Genomic DNA, 15,104 nt, shown 5'->3' on the forward strand with positions numbered 1-15,104 from the left:
GAGTCGCCCCAGCGCGTCGACACCGTCGCCATCGTCGGCGGCACCGGCGCGCTCGGGCTCGGACTCGCGACCCGGTGGGCGCACGCCGGTATCGACGTCCGCATCGGCTCCCGCCGCGCCGACGCCGCGAAGGCCACAGCGGCGCATCTTCCCGGGGCATCCGGCGGTGAGAACACCGAGATGATCGATGGAGCGCCGGTCGTCGTCATCGCGGTCCCGTTCAGCGCCCACGTCGAGACTCTGCGGTCCCTGGCCAAGGTCATCCAGCCTGGGCAGCTGTTGATCGACACGACCGCACCGATGGCGCCAGGACACCGAGGCCTTCGGCCCATCACCCCATGGGCAGGCTCAGCTGCCGAGCAGGCCCAGGACATGCTTCCAGCCGGCGTCTCGGTCATCTCCGCGCTACAGACCGTCAGCGCCGCCACGTTGCAGGACCTCGGCCAGCGCCTCGACGAGGACGTGCTGCTCTGCGGCGACAAGAGCGCCGACAAGGCTGTCGCAGCTGGTCTCATCGAAAGCATCCACGGATTGCGCGCGGTCGACTGCGGCCCCTTGGACATGAGCGGTGTCTGTGAACGGATCACCGCGTTGTTGGTCGGTGTCAACCGGCGCTACAAGACGCACGCCGGAATCCGGCTCACCGGGCTGCCCATGACATCGGCGAACTCGAGCCTCGGCCGTCCCGCGTAATCCCTGCGTCCCGCCGATAGGGGGACAACCATGATCGTCAGGTGGTGCACGTCGCTGGCGCCTGACGGTCAAGGTAGGGATGCAGCGCGTCATCGGGCGCGCAGCGAATGAAGCCCCGCATCCGGCGCAGGCGACCCCACTGCAGGGGCCGTCGGCGTAGGCCGGTAGGCGTTGCGGTTCCCGCCGACGATCCCGCCGAGCCACCTCTGCCGCGAGTCGCAACCGGATCCGCGTGTGATCGTCGGTCTCCGCCACTATCGGACGATGGTGTTGTTGACCAGCTCGGCGAACTTGCGCGGACCGAAACCACTGCTGGCGACCGGCATGGCACTCGTCGTCATCGCGAAGGTGTGGCTGGCCAGGCTCACCCCCGTGTGACTCGCGGGGCATCCTATTGAGACAGGAGCGACATCCGTAGCCAGCAGTGGCGCGACCCGCGTCCTTGTCCCTGCAGATGGAACCTTCCCACCCACCTCGGTCCGACAACTGATCAACCGACTTTCCGGCTGCGCATACAGTGCTGAACTACGCGATCAGTGCGCATTCGACGGCTGTCCGTTCTCAGGGATGATTTCGCGCCCGCGTAGAGCTGACCTGCAGAGTGACATATTCCTTGAGACGCAAGGGAGATGTGCGCTGCGATCATGTTGCACGCTGAGGGCGCCCTCAAGGCGGTGTCTCGCTGTTCGTGGAGTCTGACTCCAAGCCGTCGTCCGGCTTCGGTGAGCAGGTCGTCGCGCTCTCGCCAATGCTGTGAGGCGAGGAGCTTAATGAGCGTGATGGTCTCGGGGTAGGTTGCGATGTCGATGCGTTCGATGGTGGGCCGGTGGGGATCTCCGTAGATGTCCTCACCGAGGATGGCGAGCAGATGGAACCAGCGTTGGCTCAGTTCGGGGTGGCGTCCGGTGTGGAACCAAGTCCGGATCTGGTGCTGTGCCTGGATGTTACGCCAGCGTTCTGCGAGACTCCGCCACGTACGCTCGAGAATGGACAACAATCTCTTCCTACGGTGTACCGCGTCTCACCGCGGTGGCGGATCCGGCAGTAGCCCGCCATTCAAGGTCAGAATCCGCCACCTGGTTTGAGATCTACGTTGTCCACCGGTGCGCGCTGGTCGGTTCGTCCAACCACACCTCGTGGGTACCGTCCACCGTGATCGTGAGCCCGTACCGGTCAGGCGACGGGAGACCTGATTCGAGCCACCAGGCGTACGCGGCGTCGGCCTCGTCCCAAAGCCGGCGCGGACCGAGTTGGTAGACCTCGAAATCGGCCCCGCGTGCCATGGCCACGCGCGCCCACGACGCCGAACGGACGTCATGCAGCTCGATGTGCCGGCGATCGGCGTCGATGTCCTCGACGGTGAGGTAGCAGCTCGGGACGCGAAGCCCGATGGTGAACGCTGCGCGCGAGAACTCCGTCATCTCGAAGAGTTCCCGTGCGCTTCGCAGCGTTGTCCCCTTGTCGGCACCGGATATCTCGGCGTCGGGCGGGTCGAGAAAATCGCGGCGCTGATCGCGAACCCGCATGAACCGAAGGTTCTTGCCGCATCTCCCCCACGCCGAACCGTCCCCCGGCACGGTGAGTCGGAGAAGAGTGCCGTTGCAGTAGTCGGTGCCCCACGGCGTCACGATCACGCCGCCGGGAACCGCCTGCTCGATCCAAGCCCGGGGAACTCGGCGCACGGAGGCGGTGGCGATCAGCCGGTCGTACGGCGCGCGATCCGGGTAGCCCTTGGTCCCGTCCGCGGTCACCACGACGACCGCGCACCCCGCGCCGATCAGCGCTCGGGCCGCTTGCTCGGCGAGCTCGGGGTCCACCTCGAGCGAGGTCACCTGGCCGTCGTCGCCAACGCGCTCGCGGAGGTTCGCCGCGTTCCAACCGGTTCCCGTGCCAATCTCCAGCACCCGATGGCCGTCCTCCACGTGAAGGGCATCGAGCATGTCGGCCACCAGCGACGGCTTGCTGCACGAGCTGCTCGGCTGAAACCCGACGGCTCCAGGCCGGGTCTTGCCGTCATCGATCTGCGTGATGATCGGCTCGTCGGCCTCGACCAGTTCTCGCCACCGCGCCTCGTCGGTCTTCCTGGACACCGAGACGAACCCGCCCGTGACGGGGTCATCGACCCACACCTCGGGCGGGATGAACCGATCGCGCGGTACACTGAGCCGTTCACGCCAGGCGGCCACTTCGTCGTGCCGCCTTACTCGTCGTCGCCTTCGTGCTTGTTGCCGTCGTCCTTGTTCCCCCAATTCTCCCACTTCTCCGGTTGGGCTTCGCCCTGGCCGTCGCGGTCCGCGTCCCGCTTGCCCATTCCGACCTCCCAAATCGATCAGGCCCTCGTCGCAGCACGGGCCAATTAACCGAGCGTTGCGGCGCCGTCAATGAGAGCACGCCGGTGGGGCGAATTTTCCTGAAAATGCAACAGGATCACGCTTTCGATGCACATTTTGGCAGCAGCGCTAGGCAAAACGGCTCACCGGAGTAGCACAACCGCGTGAACCCCGAAGGCCGTCAGGACACCAGGGAGCGGTTGACGAAGGTGGCGATGAGGTCGTCCACGTTGAACGGTGTCAGGACTTCGGGCACCGTCAGGTGTTCCAAGATCAGTCCCGTCATCGCGTAGTAGAGCAGCACCGTCGTCATGTCGTCGCCGGGGATTGCCGATTCTCGGCGACCCTCGATGTTCGCGTTCAGGTTGACCCGCAGGGTTTCGGTCAACGCCGCTTGGAGTTCGGGGCGCCGGGTCGCTTCCAGACGCAGTTCCAGCAGCGCGAGCCAGCCGGTGCGGTCGTCCGAGATGTGGTGGAACAGCGCACGCATCAGCTCGGTCAGCAGTTCCACCGACGGCGCCTGCTCGGCCGAACCGTGCTGCGCCGGGTCGATGGCCAGTCGCTGGTGGATGTGCGCGCCAACCTGGTTGAGCAGGTCATCGCGGTTGGCGAAGTAGTTCGACGCCGTGCCCTTCGGTACCCCGGCTTCCGCGTCGACGGCGCGGAAGGTCAGGCCGCGCGCGCCGTCGCGCGCCAGCACCTCGATGGCGGCGTCGACCAGGGCTGTTCGTCTTGCGGGGTTCTGCGCCATCGCTCCTCCAAAAAACCCACTTGCAACCACTCCGTTCATAGTACTACATTTGAAGCACTACAATCGAAGTGGTTTCTGTTGGAGGTATCCATGCGAAAACTCACCTACCTGGTCGCATCGACCATCGACGGCTTCATCACCGGCCCGGCCAACGACAACCCGGACTTCTTCTTGCACGAAGGCGATCACGGCACCTTCATTCGCGAGGAGTACCCGGAAATCATGCCGACGCACATCCGCCCGCTGATCGGCCTCGCCGACACGCCGAACAAGCACTTCGACACGGTCCTGCAAGGACGCGGCAGCTGGGGAATCGGCGCGCGGAACGGGATGACGAACGCCTACCAGCACCTGCGCAGCATCGTGTTCTCCCGCAGCATCACCGAAAGCCCGGACCCCACGGTGGAATTCGTCGCCGCCGACCCAGTCGAACGGGTGCGGGAGCTGAAACGGGAAGAAGGCATGGGAATCTGGCTCTGCGGCGGCGGAAAGCTCGCGGCGGCGCTGCGACCGGAGATCGACGAACTGATCATCAAGCTGCATCCGGTGGTCGCCGGCGCCGGAATCCCGCTCTTCGGCGGCGATTTCGCCCCCGAGCAGTACAACCTCGACGACACCCACGTCTTCAACAGCGGCGTGATGCACCTGACGTACACCAAGCCCTGACCCACCGCGGCGGGTCAGTGCAGGTGCTGGAAGAGGAGGTCCACGAGGCCGCCGGGGGTGCGCAGCGGCAGGTAGTGGTCCGCGTCGGGGATGACCTCGCGGCGGGCACCGGCGGTGCGCGGAACCTACGACCACCCCCTCGTTACGCGGATAAGAGATCAACACGAGGTTGGCACGAGCAGCACGGAACCGGTACCCCATCCACACAACCGGCGCCAGGTGGGGCAGGTCGGATTTGGGCGCGGCGTTCGTAGCGGATGGCGAGTCGGCGGTGTCCGGTCAGCGAGGCGAATCACGGAGCGTTCGACGCCCCAGCGGTGCCGCCGAGTTTTCATTGGTGTCGATGCCGATGCGGGCCAGGTGACGCAGAATTCCCCGCTGCGGTAACAAGATTGCGATCCCGAACGACGGCGGTAACACACCCGCCCGTGAGCACGTACCCGACCGCGGTGAAAACCTTGCGCACATCCGCCGGAGCCCGCCACCCTGCCGACGCTGCCCAGCCTGCGGAATCAACGACTCCACCAGTGCCCACGACTCATCCGGCCCCAACCGTCGCGACAACGCATCAACCGCAGACCACGCTCAGTGCAGATCAATCGAACTCCAGAAATCCTCTTAATCCTCAGATGTCGAAGACAGCCGTCACCGGCGCGTGGTCCGACCAGCGCTTGTCGTAGCTAGGGGCCTTCTCCACCCATGCATCTGTGGCACGGTTTGCCAAGCCGAGCGAACTGACAATAAGGTCAATCCGCCAGCCGGAGTCGTTGTCGAAGGCCTTTCCCCGGTAGGACCACCAGGAGTACGGTCCCGGGCCTTCCGGGTGGAAGCGGCGGACCACGTCCGCGTAGCCGCTCTCGAAGACCTCCGTCAGCCAGGCCCGCTCCTCCGGCAGGAAGCCCGCTTCCTTCTGGTTGGACTTCCAGTTCTTCAAGTCGATCTGCTGGTGGGCGATGTTCCAGTCGCCGCACACCAGCACCTCGCGGCCCTCCGCCGCGGCGCGTTCCCGCAGGTGGCCCAGGTACGCCCGGAACTCCTTCATGAAGCGTTCCTTCTCGTCCTGGCGCGGGGTGCCGACATCGCCGCTGGGCAGGTAGAGGCTTGCCACCACGACGCCCGGCAGGTCGATCTCCGCGTACCGGCCGCTCTCGTCGAACTCCGCCGAGCCGAAGCCGATGCGCACCGCTGCCGGCTCCGCGCGGCTGTAGATCGCCACCCCGGCGCGGCCCTTCGCCGAACTCGGGGCCAGCACGGTGTGCCAACCGGCGGGTTCCCGGACCTCGGACGCGAGCTGGTCCGCCTCCGCGCGGGTCTCCTGCATGCAGATCACGTCGGCTCGCGTGGCGGCGAGCCACTCCACAAAGCCCTTCTTGGCGGCGGCGCGCAGGCCGTTGACGTTCACGGTCGACACGGTAAGAAAACCACCCATATCGTGATTTTACGAAAGCGGTGCCCAAGCTGGGACGACCCGTGCCGATTGGCGGCGTCGCTGCCGCCCAGGCGAGACGTTCGGCACAACCTCGATCCGCTTGATGGCCAAAACTCACCTGCAACACCTGTTCTCCGCGGTCGCACTCAACCTGATCCGCCTCGATGCCTGGTGGAACGGCCACCCCCTCGACCGAACCCGCACCAGCCATCTCACCCGCCTCGAACACGACCTCGCAGCATGATCAGGAATTAACCAGCAGGGTCGTTCACGGTCGACACAGTCAGCACGCCAGCGAGGGCAACCACCGGCACCGATGATCAACCCCACCGGTCACCCCGCCCCGCTGGATCGACCTTTTTCGAGGTGAGCGGCACCCTCACGGTTCACGTCAGTCCAGCCAGAACCCTTCGCGGGTGGTTGGCGGCGGTCGCGGCGGCGAATCGACGTCGGTGCCGCCGGGCGCCGCCACAGCCACATGCACACCCGGACACCGCCGAGGCTGGAGCGGTCGACGGTAAGCCGAGCGCCGGTCGATTCGGCCACCCGGCGCATGTTCCACGGCCGCTGCCGGTCTTCGGTCAGCGCGGACCAGACCCCGAGCCGTTCCCGCAGCAGCCCCGCAACGTCGCAGTCCGCGTACTCCCCGGGACCGGAGCGCCGCGCGCTGGTGATCACTAGGTCCACCTCGGGCTCCAGCCGGTCGATCGCCACCCGGATATGCTCCGCGGCCTGGTCGCCGCCCAACGCCTCGGCATTGAGCCGCAGCGCCGTCAACGGGGTACGCAGCCGGTGCGAGAGGTCGGCTGCCATCTCACGTTCGGCGGCGAGCAGTTGCCGGACCCGGTCGGCCATGGTGTTGAACGCCCGCCCCGCCTCCACCAGTTCTGGCGGGCCGCTGGGGTGCACCCGGACGCTAAAGTTCCCGGCGCCAAGCGCGGACGAGGCGTTCGCGAGCCGGGTGGCCGCGCGCACCACGCGGGCCGCGAGCCGGTCCGCGACCAGCAAGGATCCAGCGACCAGGACCAGTCCGACGGCGCAGAGCACCAACGACGGTCGAAATCAACGAGTACTGACCGGAGCCGGTCAGGACTTGCGGGCGACTCCACCTACCAGCAGGCGGCGGAAGGCGTTCAGCGGCTCGCCGGGCCCGTCGGGCCACCACGTCGATACCGGCACCAGACCCGGCTCGATCACGTCGAGCCCACCAAAATAGCCGCCGATCTCCTCGCGGGCCCGGAACCAGCCGGTGCCCATCGCCCCCAGGTAGGCCCGCTCGATCTCACCGGCCAGCTCGAACGCCTCGGCGTCCTCGGGCTGGCAGAAGTGGCTGAGCGCCACGTACGAACCGGACGGCAGCGCGTCGATGTAGCGCGCCATGAGTTCCCGTGGCCGGTGCTCGTCAGAGATGTGGTGCAGCGTGCTGAACAGGAACAGCCCGATGGGCCGGGACCAGTCCAACCACCTGACCACGGCCCGATCTCTGAGCAGCCGCTGGGGATCAGTGATGTCCGCCGCGACGAAGTGCGTGCTGTCGTTCTCCACGAGCAGGGCGCGCCCGTGCACGATCGCGGTCGGATCGTTGTCGACGTAGACGACGATCGCATCGGCGTTGACCCGCTGCGCCACCTCGTGTGTGTTCTCCAACGTCGGCAATCCCGAACCGCAGTCCAGGAACTGGTCGATCCCGACTGTCCCGGCCAGGTACCGGGTCACCCGCTGCAGGAAAGCGCGGTTGTCCTTGGCCAAAGCGCCGGGCGTCGGGGCGACCTCGGCCAACTCGTCGCGCAGCACGCGGTCCGCGGCGTAGTTGTCCTTGCCACCGAGGATCGCGTCGTAGACGCGCGCGCTGCTCGGCCGCGTAGGGTCGATACCACCCGCACGCCCGTCGCCGGCTCGTGTCATGTCACTCCCCAACCCCATTGCCTCCGCGACGCTGACCAGGTTAGGTGATCAAGAATTGATAACGTTGCAGGTGGGCAGGTACCGCCAATCCGGGTAAGGCACTCGGCCTGCGGCTGGATTCCACTACTATCCCTCCGCGTAACGTTCAACCGCTGGATCGCGACAGTGAGCAGTAGAGCCCATTCCACAGGAGGTTTCGCGTGGCCCTGGACAGTGCCACGGGAAGCGGCCCCACCGCTCGGCGTCTCGTGCTTGGCAGCCAGCTGCGCCGACTGCGCGAGGCGAGCGGCATCTCCCGGGAGGACGCCGGATACACCATCCGCGGCTCCGGATCGAAGATCAGCCGCCTCGAACTGGGCCGGGTCGGTTTCAAGGAGCGCGACGTCGTCGACCTGCTTAACCTCTACGGGGTAACCGACGAGGCGGAACACGAGTCGTTTTTGGACTTGGTGCGCCGGTCGAACGAACCCGGCTGGTGGCACCGCTTCAACGACCTGATGCCGTCGTGGTTCCAGGACTACGTCGGCTTGGAGGAATCGGCCTCCCGCATCCAAACCTACGAGATCCAGTTCGTGCCCGGTCTGCTGCAGACCGAGAAGTACGCCCGCGCGGTCGCCATCCAGGGCCGCCCCGAGTTCCCGGCGGACGAGCTGGACCGGCGTGTCCGGCTGCGCATGCAGCGCCAGAAGTTGTTCACCCAGCCGAAAGCGCCGCGGTTGTGGGCGGTCATAGACGAGTCGGTGCTGCACCGGCCGATCGGCGGCCGGGAAGTGCTGCGCGAGCAGATCCAGTTCCTGCTCGATGCGACGGCGATGGCCGCGGTGACGCTGCAGATCCTGCCGTTCGAGCTCGGCCGGTCCGGCGCGGAGGGCGCGTTCACGATCTTGCGCTTCGCCGAGCCGGAGCTGCCGGACATCGTCTACCTGGAACACCTCTGCGGTGCGCTGTACCTGGACAAGCCAGACGAGGTCGAGGTGTACAGCAAGGTCAGCCACCGGCTCGCGGTCGACGCGCAGACCCCGGAGGAGACCCGCAAGACGCTGCTGCAGGCCCTGAAGTACCGCTGACGTCCGGCCGCCGCCGGAGATCCCCCGGGCGGCGGCTTTTTTGTGCCCGAATATCAGCTCAGTGTGTCCACGCGCCTGACGGCGCGTTACCGGCAAGGCCACGGAACTAATCCATAAGAGTGATCAAGGCCTCATTGAGATGCACGTGCATTCAACCGTGCATCTGCACCTGCTAACTTAGGTGCACGATCATCTGCACGTGCAGATGATCGTGCAGCATTAGTCGGGGAAGGGTGGGGTTCGGATGACGAACATCCAGAACGGTATGCCCGCGCAGCAGCTTCCCAACGTGGTGTGGCGTAAGAGCCGCCACAGCGGAGCGACGGGCAACTGCGTCGAATTGGCATCGTTGGTCGACGGCGGGATCGCCGTCAGAAACTCGCGTTACCCCGAGGGTCCAGCTCTGGTCTACAGCCGGGATGAGATCGCCGCATTCCTGCACGGTGCCAAGGACGGCGAGTTCGACGACTTGATCGTCTGACGAGCCGCGCCGACGCTCCGCGCGGAGCCATGGTTGAAGCCCTTGACGACGAAACTCGGTGGCGCCATGAACGAGATTACCAACGGCCTGAAAGGCCTGGTAGCCCGCGACTTCCAGTTCGCGCACCCTCGCGACACCAACGGCGGTCTGGTCGCCGTGGTGGGAATCCGCATCCATCACGGGGTTTTCGACATCCTGCAGCTCTTCGGCGAACACGACGCCGACGCGGCGCGAATCCCCGGCGACGAGCCCGATGTGCTCTTCCCGACCAAGGTCCTGTGGCGCACCGCCGGCCCGGCGCGCGAGGTGATCGCCGAACTGCTCGCGCTGTCCGAGCCGACCTCGGAGCTCAGCGCCCAGCCCAAGGGCTGCTGGCTGCCGACCCACACGGGCCGCTCAGCCTGGCTGGCCGCCTCCGCCTGAGCCACCGCGGTTGACCGCCCAGGTTCGCCGCCCCAGACCTCGCCCCGACCCGGTTCCAGAGTCCTCTGTGGACCTACCCTCGGAACCGGGTTCCCGAACCGATCGAGTTCCCGCTTGACGGTGCCCCGGCGCGGGAACTCGATCGGAAAATTTTCCGCCGCCCAAGACGAAAAGCCGTCAGGACCGATTAGAGAAGTGCTGGACCACCTGATCGACGACGGGCGGGCACCGTGCTCGTGATCGCGCACGACCTGGCCGAAGCAGCGGCACAGGTAATAGTGGTGTTCGACCAGAACCCCACACCGGACCCGGCGCCGAGCGCAGGTCAGGGGAGTTTGTACATGGGGTTGGGCAGCTTCACGCCGCGTTCGGCGTGGCCGCCGGCCAAGTCGGACTCCTGGTCTCCGACGCTGAGAATGATCTGGTAGCCCTGCCGCTCGAGTTCGGCGCGGGTACCGCTCTTGTACGGCACCACCGACGGCCGGTGGTCGTCCGCTGGCCGCAGGTACAGGCCGTCGGGCTCGGGGTAGCCCTCCTCCTCGAGGTCCAGCAGGCTGGCCTCGCGCATCTGCGGGTTCTCCCGCCGGCCGGTGACGAAGAAGATCGCGACGCCGTGGGAGTCCGCGAATCGCGCGAGGTCCCTCGTCGCGGCGATCCCGACGGGCCCGCGCGCGAGCACGTACTCGTCGGAGGACTCCTGGTCGAAGCCGAAGTTGATGTCCTTCTCGTACCCGTAGGTGGACACGCTGGTGTCGTCGATGTCCAGCACGATCGCCGGTTTCGACACGCCCTGCTCCAGGCGCTTGGCCAGGTAGTCCTGGCCGCGCCGGTGGGCGTCGGCGATGTCGGCGTCCCACCGCCCCGAATCGTGGTAGTCCACGATGGACTTCTTGAGGTCCGTCAGGTTCGGGGGTTCGCCGGCCTTCGCGCCTTCGGCGCCCTGGGCAGCGGCGCAGCCGGTGGCGAGCACCCCGAGCAGGGCGAAAGACGAGGCGATCCCGGGGAGTGCGGAGGACTTTCGATCGGACACGATGAGGAATCTCCTAGCGACGGGGATTAATCCGGCAGCCCGGATCCGCTCAGCACGCGGTCGAGCACGGGATAGGACACTTGCGCACCGGAGTGTTGCACGCTGCAAGCTCCCACGCGGGTCGCCGAACGCACGGCAGGGAGAAGCAGATCCCCCTGACTGAACAGCCAAGCCACGGTTGCGGCGAAAAGATCACCCGCTCCGGTGGTGTCGACCGCATCGACCCGTACTCCTAAATTTCCTCGGCGTTGGCGGCATCCGCGACGCCACACCGTCCGCCCGAAGGTGACCACCACCGAACGCGCACCGACCCGGCGTAGCTTCGCCGCGTGCGCGACGTTCTCGGTCGGCACCTGAAAATCATTGCGCCGGAGAATTTCCCGGGCTTCGTGCTCGGTGACGATCAGCGGGTCGGCCAGCGCCAGCGCCTCGGCGGGAAGCTCGACGACCGGGGACAGGTTCAGCAGGACCCGCGCCGCAGCGATCAGCGGCTGCGCGGCCGCGATGTCGTCCGGCGAGAGCCGCCCGTTAGCCGCTGTGGACACGATGATGCTGTTCTCTCCGGTCTCCGAAACGGTGATCAACGCGGTATCGGTGTCCGCTTCAACGCCGCGGGGTGTGCGTAATGTCGATCTCCGGGTCGTTGCTGATGTTCGCCTCGGCGGCCGGGGTCACATTGCCCGGATGCCGGACCGCGCCACCCATGATCGTGACGTGCTTGATCAGCTCGGGCAGCTCGGGGTCGAGCTGCAGCGCGGTGGCCAGGTTCGTCATCGGGCCAATGGCGAGCAGGTGCAACGCGCCGGGGTTCTCGCGGGCGAGGCGCACGATGAGTTCGGCGGCGGGCTGGCTAGTCGGCGTGGCCGTCGGCGCGGGCCGGGACAGCACGGTTCGCCGGGACGCCGAGTCACAAGATCGAGAAGACACGAGCGGCCCACGGTCCTACGGTGACCGACGTTCGAACAAGCATTCCGCTGTTGAGCAGGGGTTCCTCATGAGCCGTATCCGAGTTCTCGTCGGCACCCGCAAGGGCGCGTTCATCCTCACCGCGGACGGCGCCCGCGAGCAGTGGGACATCAGCGGTCCGCTCTTCGGCGGCTGGCAGCTGTACCACCTCAAGGCCTCGCCAGCCGACCCCGATCGGCTGTACGCGTCGCAGTCGCTCGACTGGTTCGGCCAGTTGATCCAGCGCTCCGACGACGGCGGCCAGACCTGGGAAGCGGTCGGCAACCAGTTCTCCTACGACGGCTCCCCCGGCACGCACCAGTGGTACGACGGCACGCCGCACCCCTGGGAGTTCGAGCGGGTCTGGCACCTCGAACCGTCGCCGACCGACCCGGACACCGTGTACGCCGGGGTCGAGGACGCCGCGCTGTTCCGAACCACCGACGGCGGCCAGACCTGGCAGGAACTGCGCGCGCTGCGCGAACACGACTCCGCTTCCGGTTGGCAGCCGGGTGCCGGCGGGATGTGCCTGCACACGATCATCCACGCACCAGACAACCCGAACCGGCTGTTCACCGCCATCTCGGCGGCGGGTGCCTTCCGGACCGACGACGGCGGCAAGAGCTGGCAACCGATCAACCACGGCCTCCGCTCCGCGGGCATTCCCGATCCGGACGCGGAGGTCGGCCACTGCGTGCACCGCATTGCCCTGCACCGCGAACGCCCGAACGTGCTGTTCATGCAGAAGCACTGGGACGTGATGCGCAGCGACGACACCGGCGATTCCTGGTACGAGATCAGCGGCGACCTGCCGACCGACTTCGGCTTCCCGATCGACGTGCACGCCCACGAACCGGACACGGTGTACGTCGTGCCGATCACCAGCGACGAGCAGCACTACCCGCCCGAGGGCAGACTGCGCGTCTACCGCAGCCGGACCGGCGGCGGCGAATGGGAGCCGCTGGCCAAGGGCCTGCCGCAGAATCATTGCTACGTCAACGTGCTGCGGGACGCGATGGCGGTGGACTCGCTGGACGAGTGCGGCATCTACTTCGGCACCACCGGCGGCCAGGTGTATGTGTCGCCCGACGCCGGGGACAGCTGGCGGCCGATCGTCCGGGACCTGCCAGCGGTGCTGTCCGTAGAGGTGCAGACGCTGCCATGATCAGGGTCGCACTCCCCGCCCACCTGCGGACGCTCGCCAAGATCGCGGACCGCGAGATCGAGCTGAACGTCGACGGTCGGCCCACGCAGCGCGCGGTGCTCGACGCGCTCGAAGCCCGTTATCCGATGCTGCGCGGCACCATCCGCGACCAGGAAACCCAGCTGCGCCGGGCGTTCATCCGCTTCTTCGCCTGCGAGCGGGACCTATCCCACGAGTCGCCGGACGTCCCGCTGCCGGAAGAGGTGGCGGCGGGCGAGGAGCCGTACCTGATCGTCGCAGCGATGGCGGGCGGCTGACCGAGCCCCACCCCGCTCGAACCGAGCTGGTTGTCCCATCGCCCGATTGGTGGGTGCGACGAGCCGTCCATATTGGACCAGATGGTGCCGCTCGGCGTGCCCGTTCAACTATTGGGTGGTAGAGCGGCCGCTTCGGCGTGTTGGCGTGTCGATTCTCGGCCCCGGTGGAAGGTTTGCCGCGTCAATCGCGCGGCCGGGCCCGACTCATCGGATTCCGAGCCCGTTCGACGCCACCAGAAATCAACCAATCGGAGTCTGACATGCGCAGTTCAGCACGTGCCCTGCTCGCCGGAGTCGCCGCCGTGGGCCTGCTCGCGATGGGTGCGTCCCCGGCACTCGCCGCGAAGGGCAAGGGCAAAGAGTCGGACGACGACTCCGTCGTCACGGCCGCAGCCCAGGGCGGAAACGGCGGGAACGGCGGCAACGGCGGCTTCGGCCTGAACATCTGCCCGGCGATCAGCGTCCTCGCGAAGGCCGAGGCCAACTGCACCGCGGGCAAGGGCGGCAACGCCAACGGCGGCGACGCGGAAGCCTATGCCGAAGACGACAGCCGGGACACCGAGCAGTCCGACGAGGACTGACGCCGACCTCGCGGCTTTCGGTTCAGCTCGGTCGCTCCCGCCCGAACGGGAGCGGCCGAACGCTGATCCACACCGGCCCACCCGATACGAGGTCTTCGCCCGGGCCAGGAACGCCGACCGGTGGACGATCTGGTCGGCGTGTCCGGGAGCGACGACGCGAAAAGGAGCACCGATGATCACTTCTGTTCGCATCCTCGGCACCGCCGCCGCGCTCGGCATCGGCGTGCTGGCGACGAGCATGCTGCCCCAGGCGGTCGCGGCCGAAAGCACCAAGGAGAAGCCCGGTAGCGCGGGTGAAGCCGGCGAGGGTTTCAGCATTTGCCGACCGATCTCCCTCACCGGCGGGCAGATCACCGCCGAATGCTCGGTCGCGCCGAACGGCGGAGGCGCCGACGGGCACTCGACCGCGGTTGCCGCGGAAAACAGCGACGACGACTGAGAGCAGCCCGCTGGGCAGAAGATGAATGTGTCGGTCTCCACAAGGAGACCGACACATTTTCACTTGCCTTGAAGAAATCGCCCAACCTGGCCGTCCACTGTGTCCTAAAATCGAACGACGAGAACAGCGCCAGTCGACCGATTCGGGTGCTTTCGCCACTTCAGCCAGGGACACCGGAACAGCGGCGTTACGCTCGAAAAGCGGGTAGGCCGTGGGATTTCTCGGACGCGGCCTACCCGCTACCAACTCGAAACTCGGACGCGGCGCGACGGCCTCCGGACAGGAAGACCGACGCGGAACCCGCGACTCCCTTCGCCAGGAAGCTCCAGGATCACTCGTCGTCGCTGGAGTACTTCCGGTCCTTGCTGTCGTCTTCCGCATAGGCTTCCGCGTCGCCACCATTGGCACTGCCGCCGTTGCCAGCACCGCAGGTCGCCTTCGCAGGCGACAACAATGCGATCGACGGGCACACGTTGATCCCGAAGCCGCCGTTGCCTCCGTTGCCGCCCTTACCACCTTCGGCCGCAGCCGTGACAGTGGAGTCGTCGTCCGACGCCTTTTCCTTGCCCTTGGCGGCCAGCGCCGGAGAGCCTCCCATCGCGAGCAATCCGACTGCTGCGGCCCCGGCGAACAGAACACGAACAGACTTGCGCACTGCAGACTCCAATCTGGATGGATACCACTTGGTTGAACAGCCCCGCCGCTGAAGCCCTGAGGAAGTTCGGCGGGAGCCGAGATCAACGCGTGGACCTTGTCACCGAAGTCCGCAAAACACCCCCAGCGACATGCAGATCGCACCCTCAGTCACCCAGAGGAGCGATCAACTTCGTTGTGTCCGCAAAGAAAAGAGCGTGCCCCGGCTTCTACCGGTCGGTGGAGGCCCGGCGAGTGGCGTTGGTACCG

The 15,104-nt window shown here is 66.8% G+C and carries 21 protein-coding genes and 1 pseudogene; 11 read left to right on the forward strand and 11 right to left on the reverse strand.

The window, feature by feature from the left end; genetic code table 11:
* Nucleotides 1-693, forward strand: a 693-nt coding sequence (gene npdG, locus ACWDKQ_RS31735) for an NADPH-dependent F420 reductase (RefSeq protein ID WP_450142453.1), incomplete at its 5' end; no start/stop codon positions are given.
* 234 nt (nt 694-927) lie between these two features.
* The gene (locus ACWDKQ_RS31740) at nt 928-1,071 is read left to right on the forward strand and encodes a hypothetical protein (RefSeq protein ID WP_450142454.1); all 144 of its coding nucleotides are present in this window, start codon (nt 928-930) and stop codon (nt 1,069-1,071) included.
* Between the two features lie 112 nt (nt 1,072-1,183).
* On the opposite strand, the gene ACWDKQ_RS31745 is transcribed toward ACWDKQ_RS31740, so the two are convergent.
* The 3 genes from ACWDKQ_RS31745 to ACWDKQ_RS31755 form a co-directional block, all read right to left on the reverse strand.
* A complete protein-coding gene (locus tag ACWDKQ_RS31745) occupies nt 1,184-1,687 on the reverse strand; it encodes a hypothetical protein (protein ID WP_450142455.1) in 504 nt (167 codons plus the stop codon).
* A 94-nt stretch (nt 1,688-1,781) separates the two neighbouring features.
* Nucleotides 1,782-2,879 (reverse strand): methyltransferase domain-containing protein, encoded by a 1,098-nt coding sequence (locus ACWDKQ_RS31750; protein WP_450142456.1) that lies wholly within the window; start codon nt 2,877-2,879, stop codon nt 1,782-1,784.
* A 325-nt stretch (nt 2,880-3,204) separates the two neighbouring features.
* Nucleotides 3,205-3,774 carry a TetR/AcrR family transcriptional regulator gene (locus tag ACWDKQ_RS31755; RefSeq protein WP_450142457.1) on the reverse strand — a complete coding sequence of 190 codons (570 nt, stop codon included), beginning with the start codon at nt 3,772-3,774 and terminating at the stop codon, nt 3,205-3,207.
* A gap of 90 nt (nt 3,775-3,864) precedes the next feature.
* On the opposite strand from ACWDKQ_RS31755, the gene ACWDKQ_RS31760 reads away from it, so the two are divergent.
* Entirely contained in the window at nt 3,865-4,440 is a 576-nt protein-coding gene (locus ACWDKQ_RS31760) for a dihydrofolate reductase family protein (RefSeq protein WP_450142458.1), read from the forward strand.
* Nucleotides 4,441-4,803: 363 nt separating this feature from the next.
* On the opposite strand, the pseudogene ACWDKQ_RS31765 reads toward ACWDKQ_RS31760, so the two are convergent.
* Nucleotides 4,804-5,004, reverse strand: a pseudogene (locus ACWDKQ_RS31765) (transposase); the annotation flags it as partial.
* A 61-nt stretch (nt 5,005-5,065) separates the two neighbouring features.
* Nucleotides 5,066-5,869, reverse strand: coding sequence for an exodeoxyribonuclease III (locus ACWDKQ_RS31770; protein ID WP_450142459.1), 804 nt, complete (start codon nt 5,867-5,869; stop codon nt 5,066-5,068).
* 103 nt (nt 5,870-5,972) lie between these two features.
* Between ACWDKQ_RS31770 and ACWDKQ_RS31775 the strand changes: the two genes are divergently transcribed.
* The gene (locus ACWDKQ_RS31775; protein WP_450142460.1) at nt 5,973-6,113 is read left to right on the forward strand and encodes a hypothetical protein; all 141 of its coding nucleotides are present in this window, start codon (nt 5,973-5,975) and stop codon (nt 6,111-6,113) included.
* An 89-nt stretch (nt 6,114-6,202) separates the two neighbouring features.
* On the opposite strand, the gene ACWDKQ_RS31780 is transcribed toward ACWDKQ_RS31775, so the two are convergent.
* Entirely contained in the window at nt 6,203-6,916 is a 714-nt protein-coding gene (locus tag ACWDKQ_RS31780) for a HAMP domain-containing protein (RefSeq protein WP_450142461.1), read from the reverse strand.
* A 39-nt stretch (nt 6,917-6,955) separates the two neighbouring features.
* On the reverse strand, nt 6,956-7,774 hold the full coding sequence (locus tag ACWDKQ_RS31785) for an SAM-dependent methyltransferase (RefSeq protein ID WP_450142462.1): 819 nt from the start codon (nt 7,772-7,774) through the stop codon (nt 6,956-6,958).
* Nucleotides 7,775-7,974: 200 nt separating this feature from the next.
* Between ACWDKQ_RS31785 and ACWDKQ_RS31790 the strand changes: the two genes are divergently transcribed.
* The 3 genes from ACWDKQ_RS31790 to ACWDKQ_RS31800 all read left to right on the forward strand — a co-directional run bounded on the left by ACWDKQ_RS31790 (nt 7,975) and on the right by ACWDKQ_RS31800 (nt 9,745).
* The gene (locus tag ACWDKQ_RS31790) at nt 7,975-8,841 is read left to right on the forward strand and encodes a helix-turn-helix domain-containing protein (protein ID WP_450142463.1); all 867 of its coding nucleotides are present in this window, start codon (nt 7,975-7,977) and stop codon (nt 8,839-8,841) included.
* Nucleotides 8,842-9,085: 244 nt separating this feature from the next.
* Complete coding sequence (locus ACWDKQ_RS31795) at nt 9,086-9,322, forward strand: DUF397 domain-containing protein (RefSeq protein WP_450142464.1); 237 nt, start codon at nt 9,086-9,088, stop codon at nt 9,320-9,322.
* A gap of 66 nt (nt 9,323-9,388) precedes the next feature.
* A complete protein-coding gene (locus tag ACWDKQ_RS31800; protein WP_450142465.1) occupies nt 9,389-9,745 on the forward strand; it encodes a hypothetical protein in 357 nt (118 codons plus the stop codon).
* Between the two features lie 325 nt (nt 9,746-10,070).
* On the opposite strand, the gene ACWDKQ_RS31805 is transcribed toward ACWDKQ_RS31800, so the two are convergent.
* Genes ACWDKQ_RS31805 through ACWDKQ_RS31815 form a run of 3 tightly spaced genes read right to left on the reverse strand, consistent with a single transcriptional unit; the run spans nt 10,071 to nt 11,702 of the window.
* Complete coding sequence (locus ACWDKQ_RS31805; protein ID WP_450142466.1) at nt 10,071-10,775, reverse strand: HAD family acid phosphatase; 705 nt, start codon at nt 10,773-10,775, stop codon at nt 10,071-10,073.
* Between the two features lie 26 nt (nt 10,776-10,801).
* Complete coding sequence (locus ACWDKQ_RS31810; RefSeq protein ID WP_450142467.1) at nt 10,802-11,359, reverse strand: PfkB family carbohydrate kinase; 558 nt, start codon at nt 11,357-11,359, stop codon at nt 10,802-10,804.
* Between the two features lie 19 nt (nt 11,360-11,378).
* Nucleotides 11,379-11,702, reverse strand: a complete 324-nt coding sequence (locus ACWDKQ_RS31815; protein ID WP_450142468.1) for a nucleoside hydrolase — start codon at nt 11,700-11,702, stop codon at nt 11,379-11,381.
* 67 nt (nt 11,703-11,769) lie between these two features.
* On the opposite strand from ACWDKQ_RS31815, the gene ACWDKQ_RS31820 reads away from it, so the two are divergent.
* The 4 genes from ACWDKQ_RS31820 (at nt 11,770) to ACWDKQ_RS31835 (ending at nt 14,201) form a co-directional block, all read left to right on the forward strand.
* Nucleotides 11,770-12,885, forward strand: coding sequence for a WD40/YVTN/BNR-like repeat-containing protein (locus ACWDKQ_RS31820; protein WP_450142469.1), 1,116 nt, complete (start codon nt 11,770-11,772; stop codon nt 12,883-12,885).
* A complete protein-coding gene (locus tag ACWDKQ_RS31825) occupies nt 12,882-13,181 on the forward strand; it encodes a MoaD/ThiS family protein (protein WP_450142470.1) in 300 nt (99 codons plus the stop codon). The genes ACWDKQ_RS31820 and ACWDKQ_RS31825 overlap by 4 nt, the downstream gene beginning before the upstream one ends.
* 260 nt (nt 13,182-13,441) lie before the next feature.
* The gene (locus tag ACWDKQ_RS31830) at nt 13,442-13,762 is read left to right on the forward strand and encodes a hypothetical protein (protein WP_450142471.1); all 321 of its coding nucleotides are present in this window, start codon (nt 13,442-13,444) and stop codon (nt 13,760-13,762) included.
* 172 nt (nt 13,763-13,934) lie between these two features.
* Nucleotides 13,935-14,201, forward strand: coding sequence for a hypothetical protein (locus tag ACWDKQ_RS31835; protein WP_450142472.1), 267 nt, complete (start codon nt 13,935-13,937; stop codon nt 14,199-14,201).
* 331 nt (nt 14,202-14,532) lie between these two features.
* Here ACWDKQ_RS31835 and ACWDKQ_RS31840 read toward each other — a convergent pair whose 3' ends face one another.
* Complete coding sequence (locus ACWDKQ_RS31840) at nt 14,533-14,856, reverse strand: hypothetical protein (protein ID WP_450142473.1); 324 nt, start codon at nt 14,854-14,856, stop codon at nt 14,533-14,535.
* Nucleotides 14,857-15,104 lie beyond the last annotated feature (248 nt).

The organism is Saccharopolyspora sp. NPDC000995 (assembly GCF_053599315.1).

What these genes read in the sequence shown, in the direction of transcription:
- ACWDKQ_RS31760 (WP_450142458.1), top strand. Translation starts at nt 3,865, where the DNA reads ATGCGAAAACTCACCTACCTGGTCGCATCGACCATCGACGGCTTCATC.
- ACWDKQ_RS31795 (WP_450142464.1), top strand. Translation starts at nt 9,086, where the DNA reads ATGACGAACATCCAGAACGGTATGCCCGCGCAGCAGCTTCCCAACGTG.
- ACWDKQ_RS31820 (WP_450142469.1), top strand. Translation starts at nt 11,770, where the DNA reads ATGAGCCGTATCCGAGTTCTCGTCGGCACCCGCAAGGGCGCGTTCATC.
- ACWDKQ_RS31770 (WP_450142459.1), bottom strand. Translation starts at nt 5,869, where the DNA reads ATGGGTGGTTTTCTTACCGTGTCGACCGTGAACGTCAACGGCCTGCGC.
- ACWDKQ_RS31800 (WP_450142465.1), top strand. Translation starts at nt 9,389, where the DNA reads ATGAACGAGATTACCAACGGCCTGAAAGGCCTGGTAGCCCGCGACTTC.
- ACWDKQ_RS31755 (WP_450142457.1), bottom strand. Translation starts at nt 3,774, where the DNA reads ATGGCGCAGAACCCCGCAAGACGAACAGCCCTGGTCGACGCCGCCATC.
- ACWDKQ_RS31830 (WP_450142471.1), top strand. Translation starts at nt 13,442, where the DNA reads ATGCGCAGTTCAGCACGTGCCCTGCTCGCCGGAGTCGCCGCCGTGGGC.
- ACWDKQ_RS31835 (WP_450142472.1), top strand. Translation starts at nt 13,935, where the DNA reads ATGATCACTTCTGTTCGCATCCTCGGCACCGCCGCCGCGCTCGGCATC.
- ACWDKQ_RS31825 (WP_450142470.1), top strand. Translation starts at nt 12,882, where the DNA reads ATGATCAGGGTCGCACTCCCCGCCCACCTGCGGACGCTCGCCAAGATC.
- ACWDKQ_RS31785 (WP_450142462.1), bottom strand. Translation starts at nt 7,774, where the DNA reads ATGACACGAGCCGGCGACGGGCGTGCGGGTGGTATCGACCCTACGCGG.
- ACWDKQ_RS31775 (WP_450142460.1), top strand. Translation starts at nt 5,973, where the DNA reads ATGGCCAAAACTCACCTGCAACACCTGTTCTCCGCGGTCGCACTCAAC.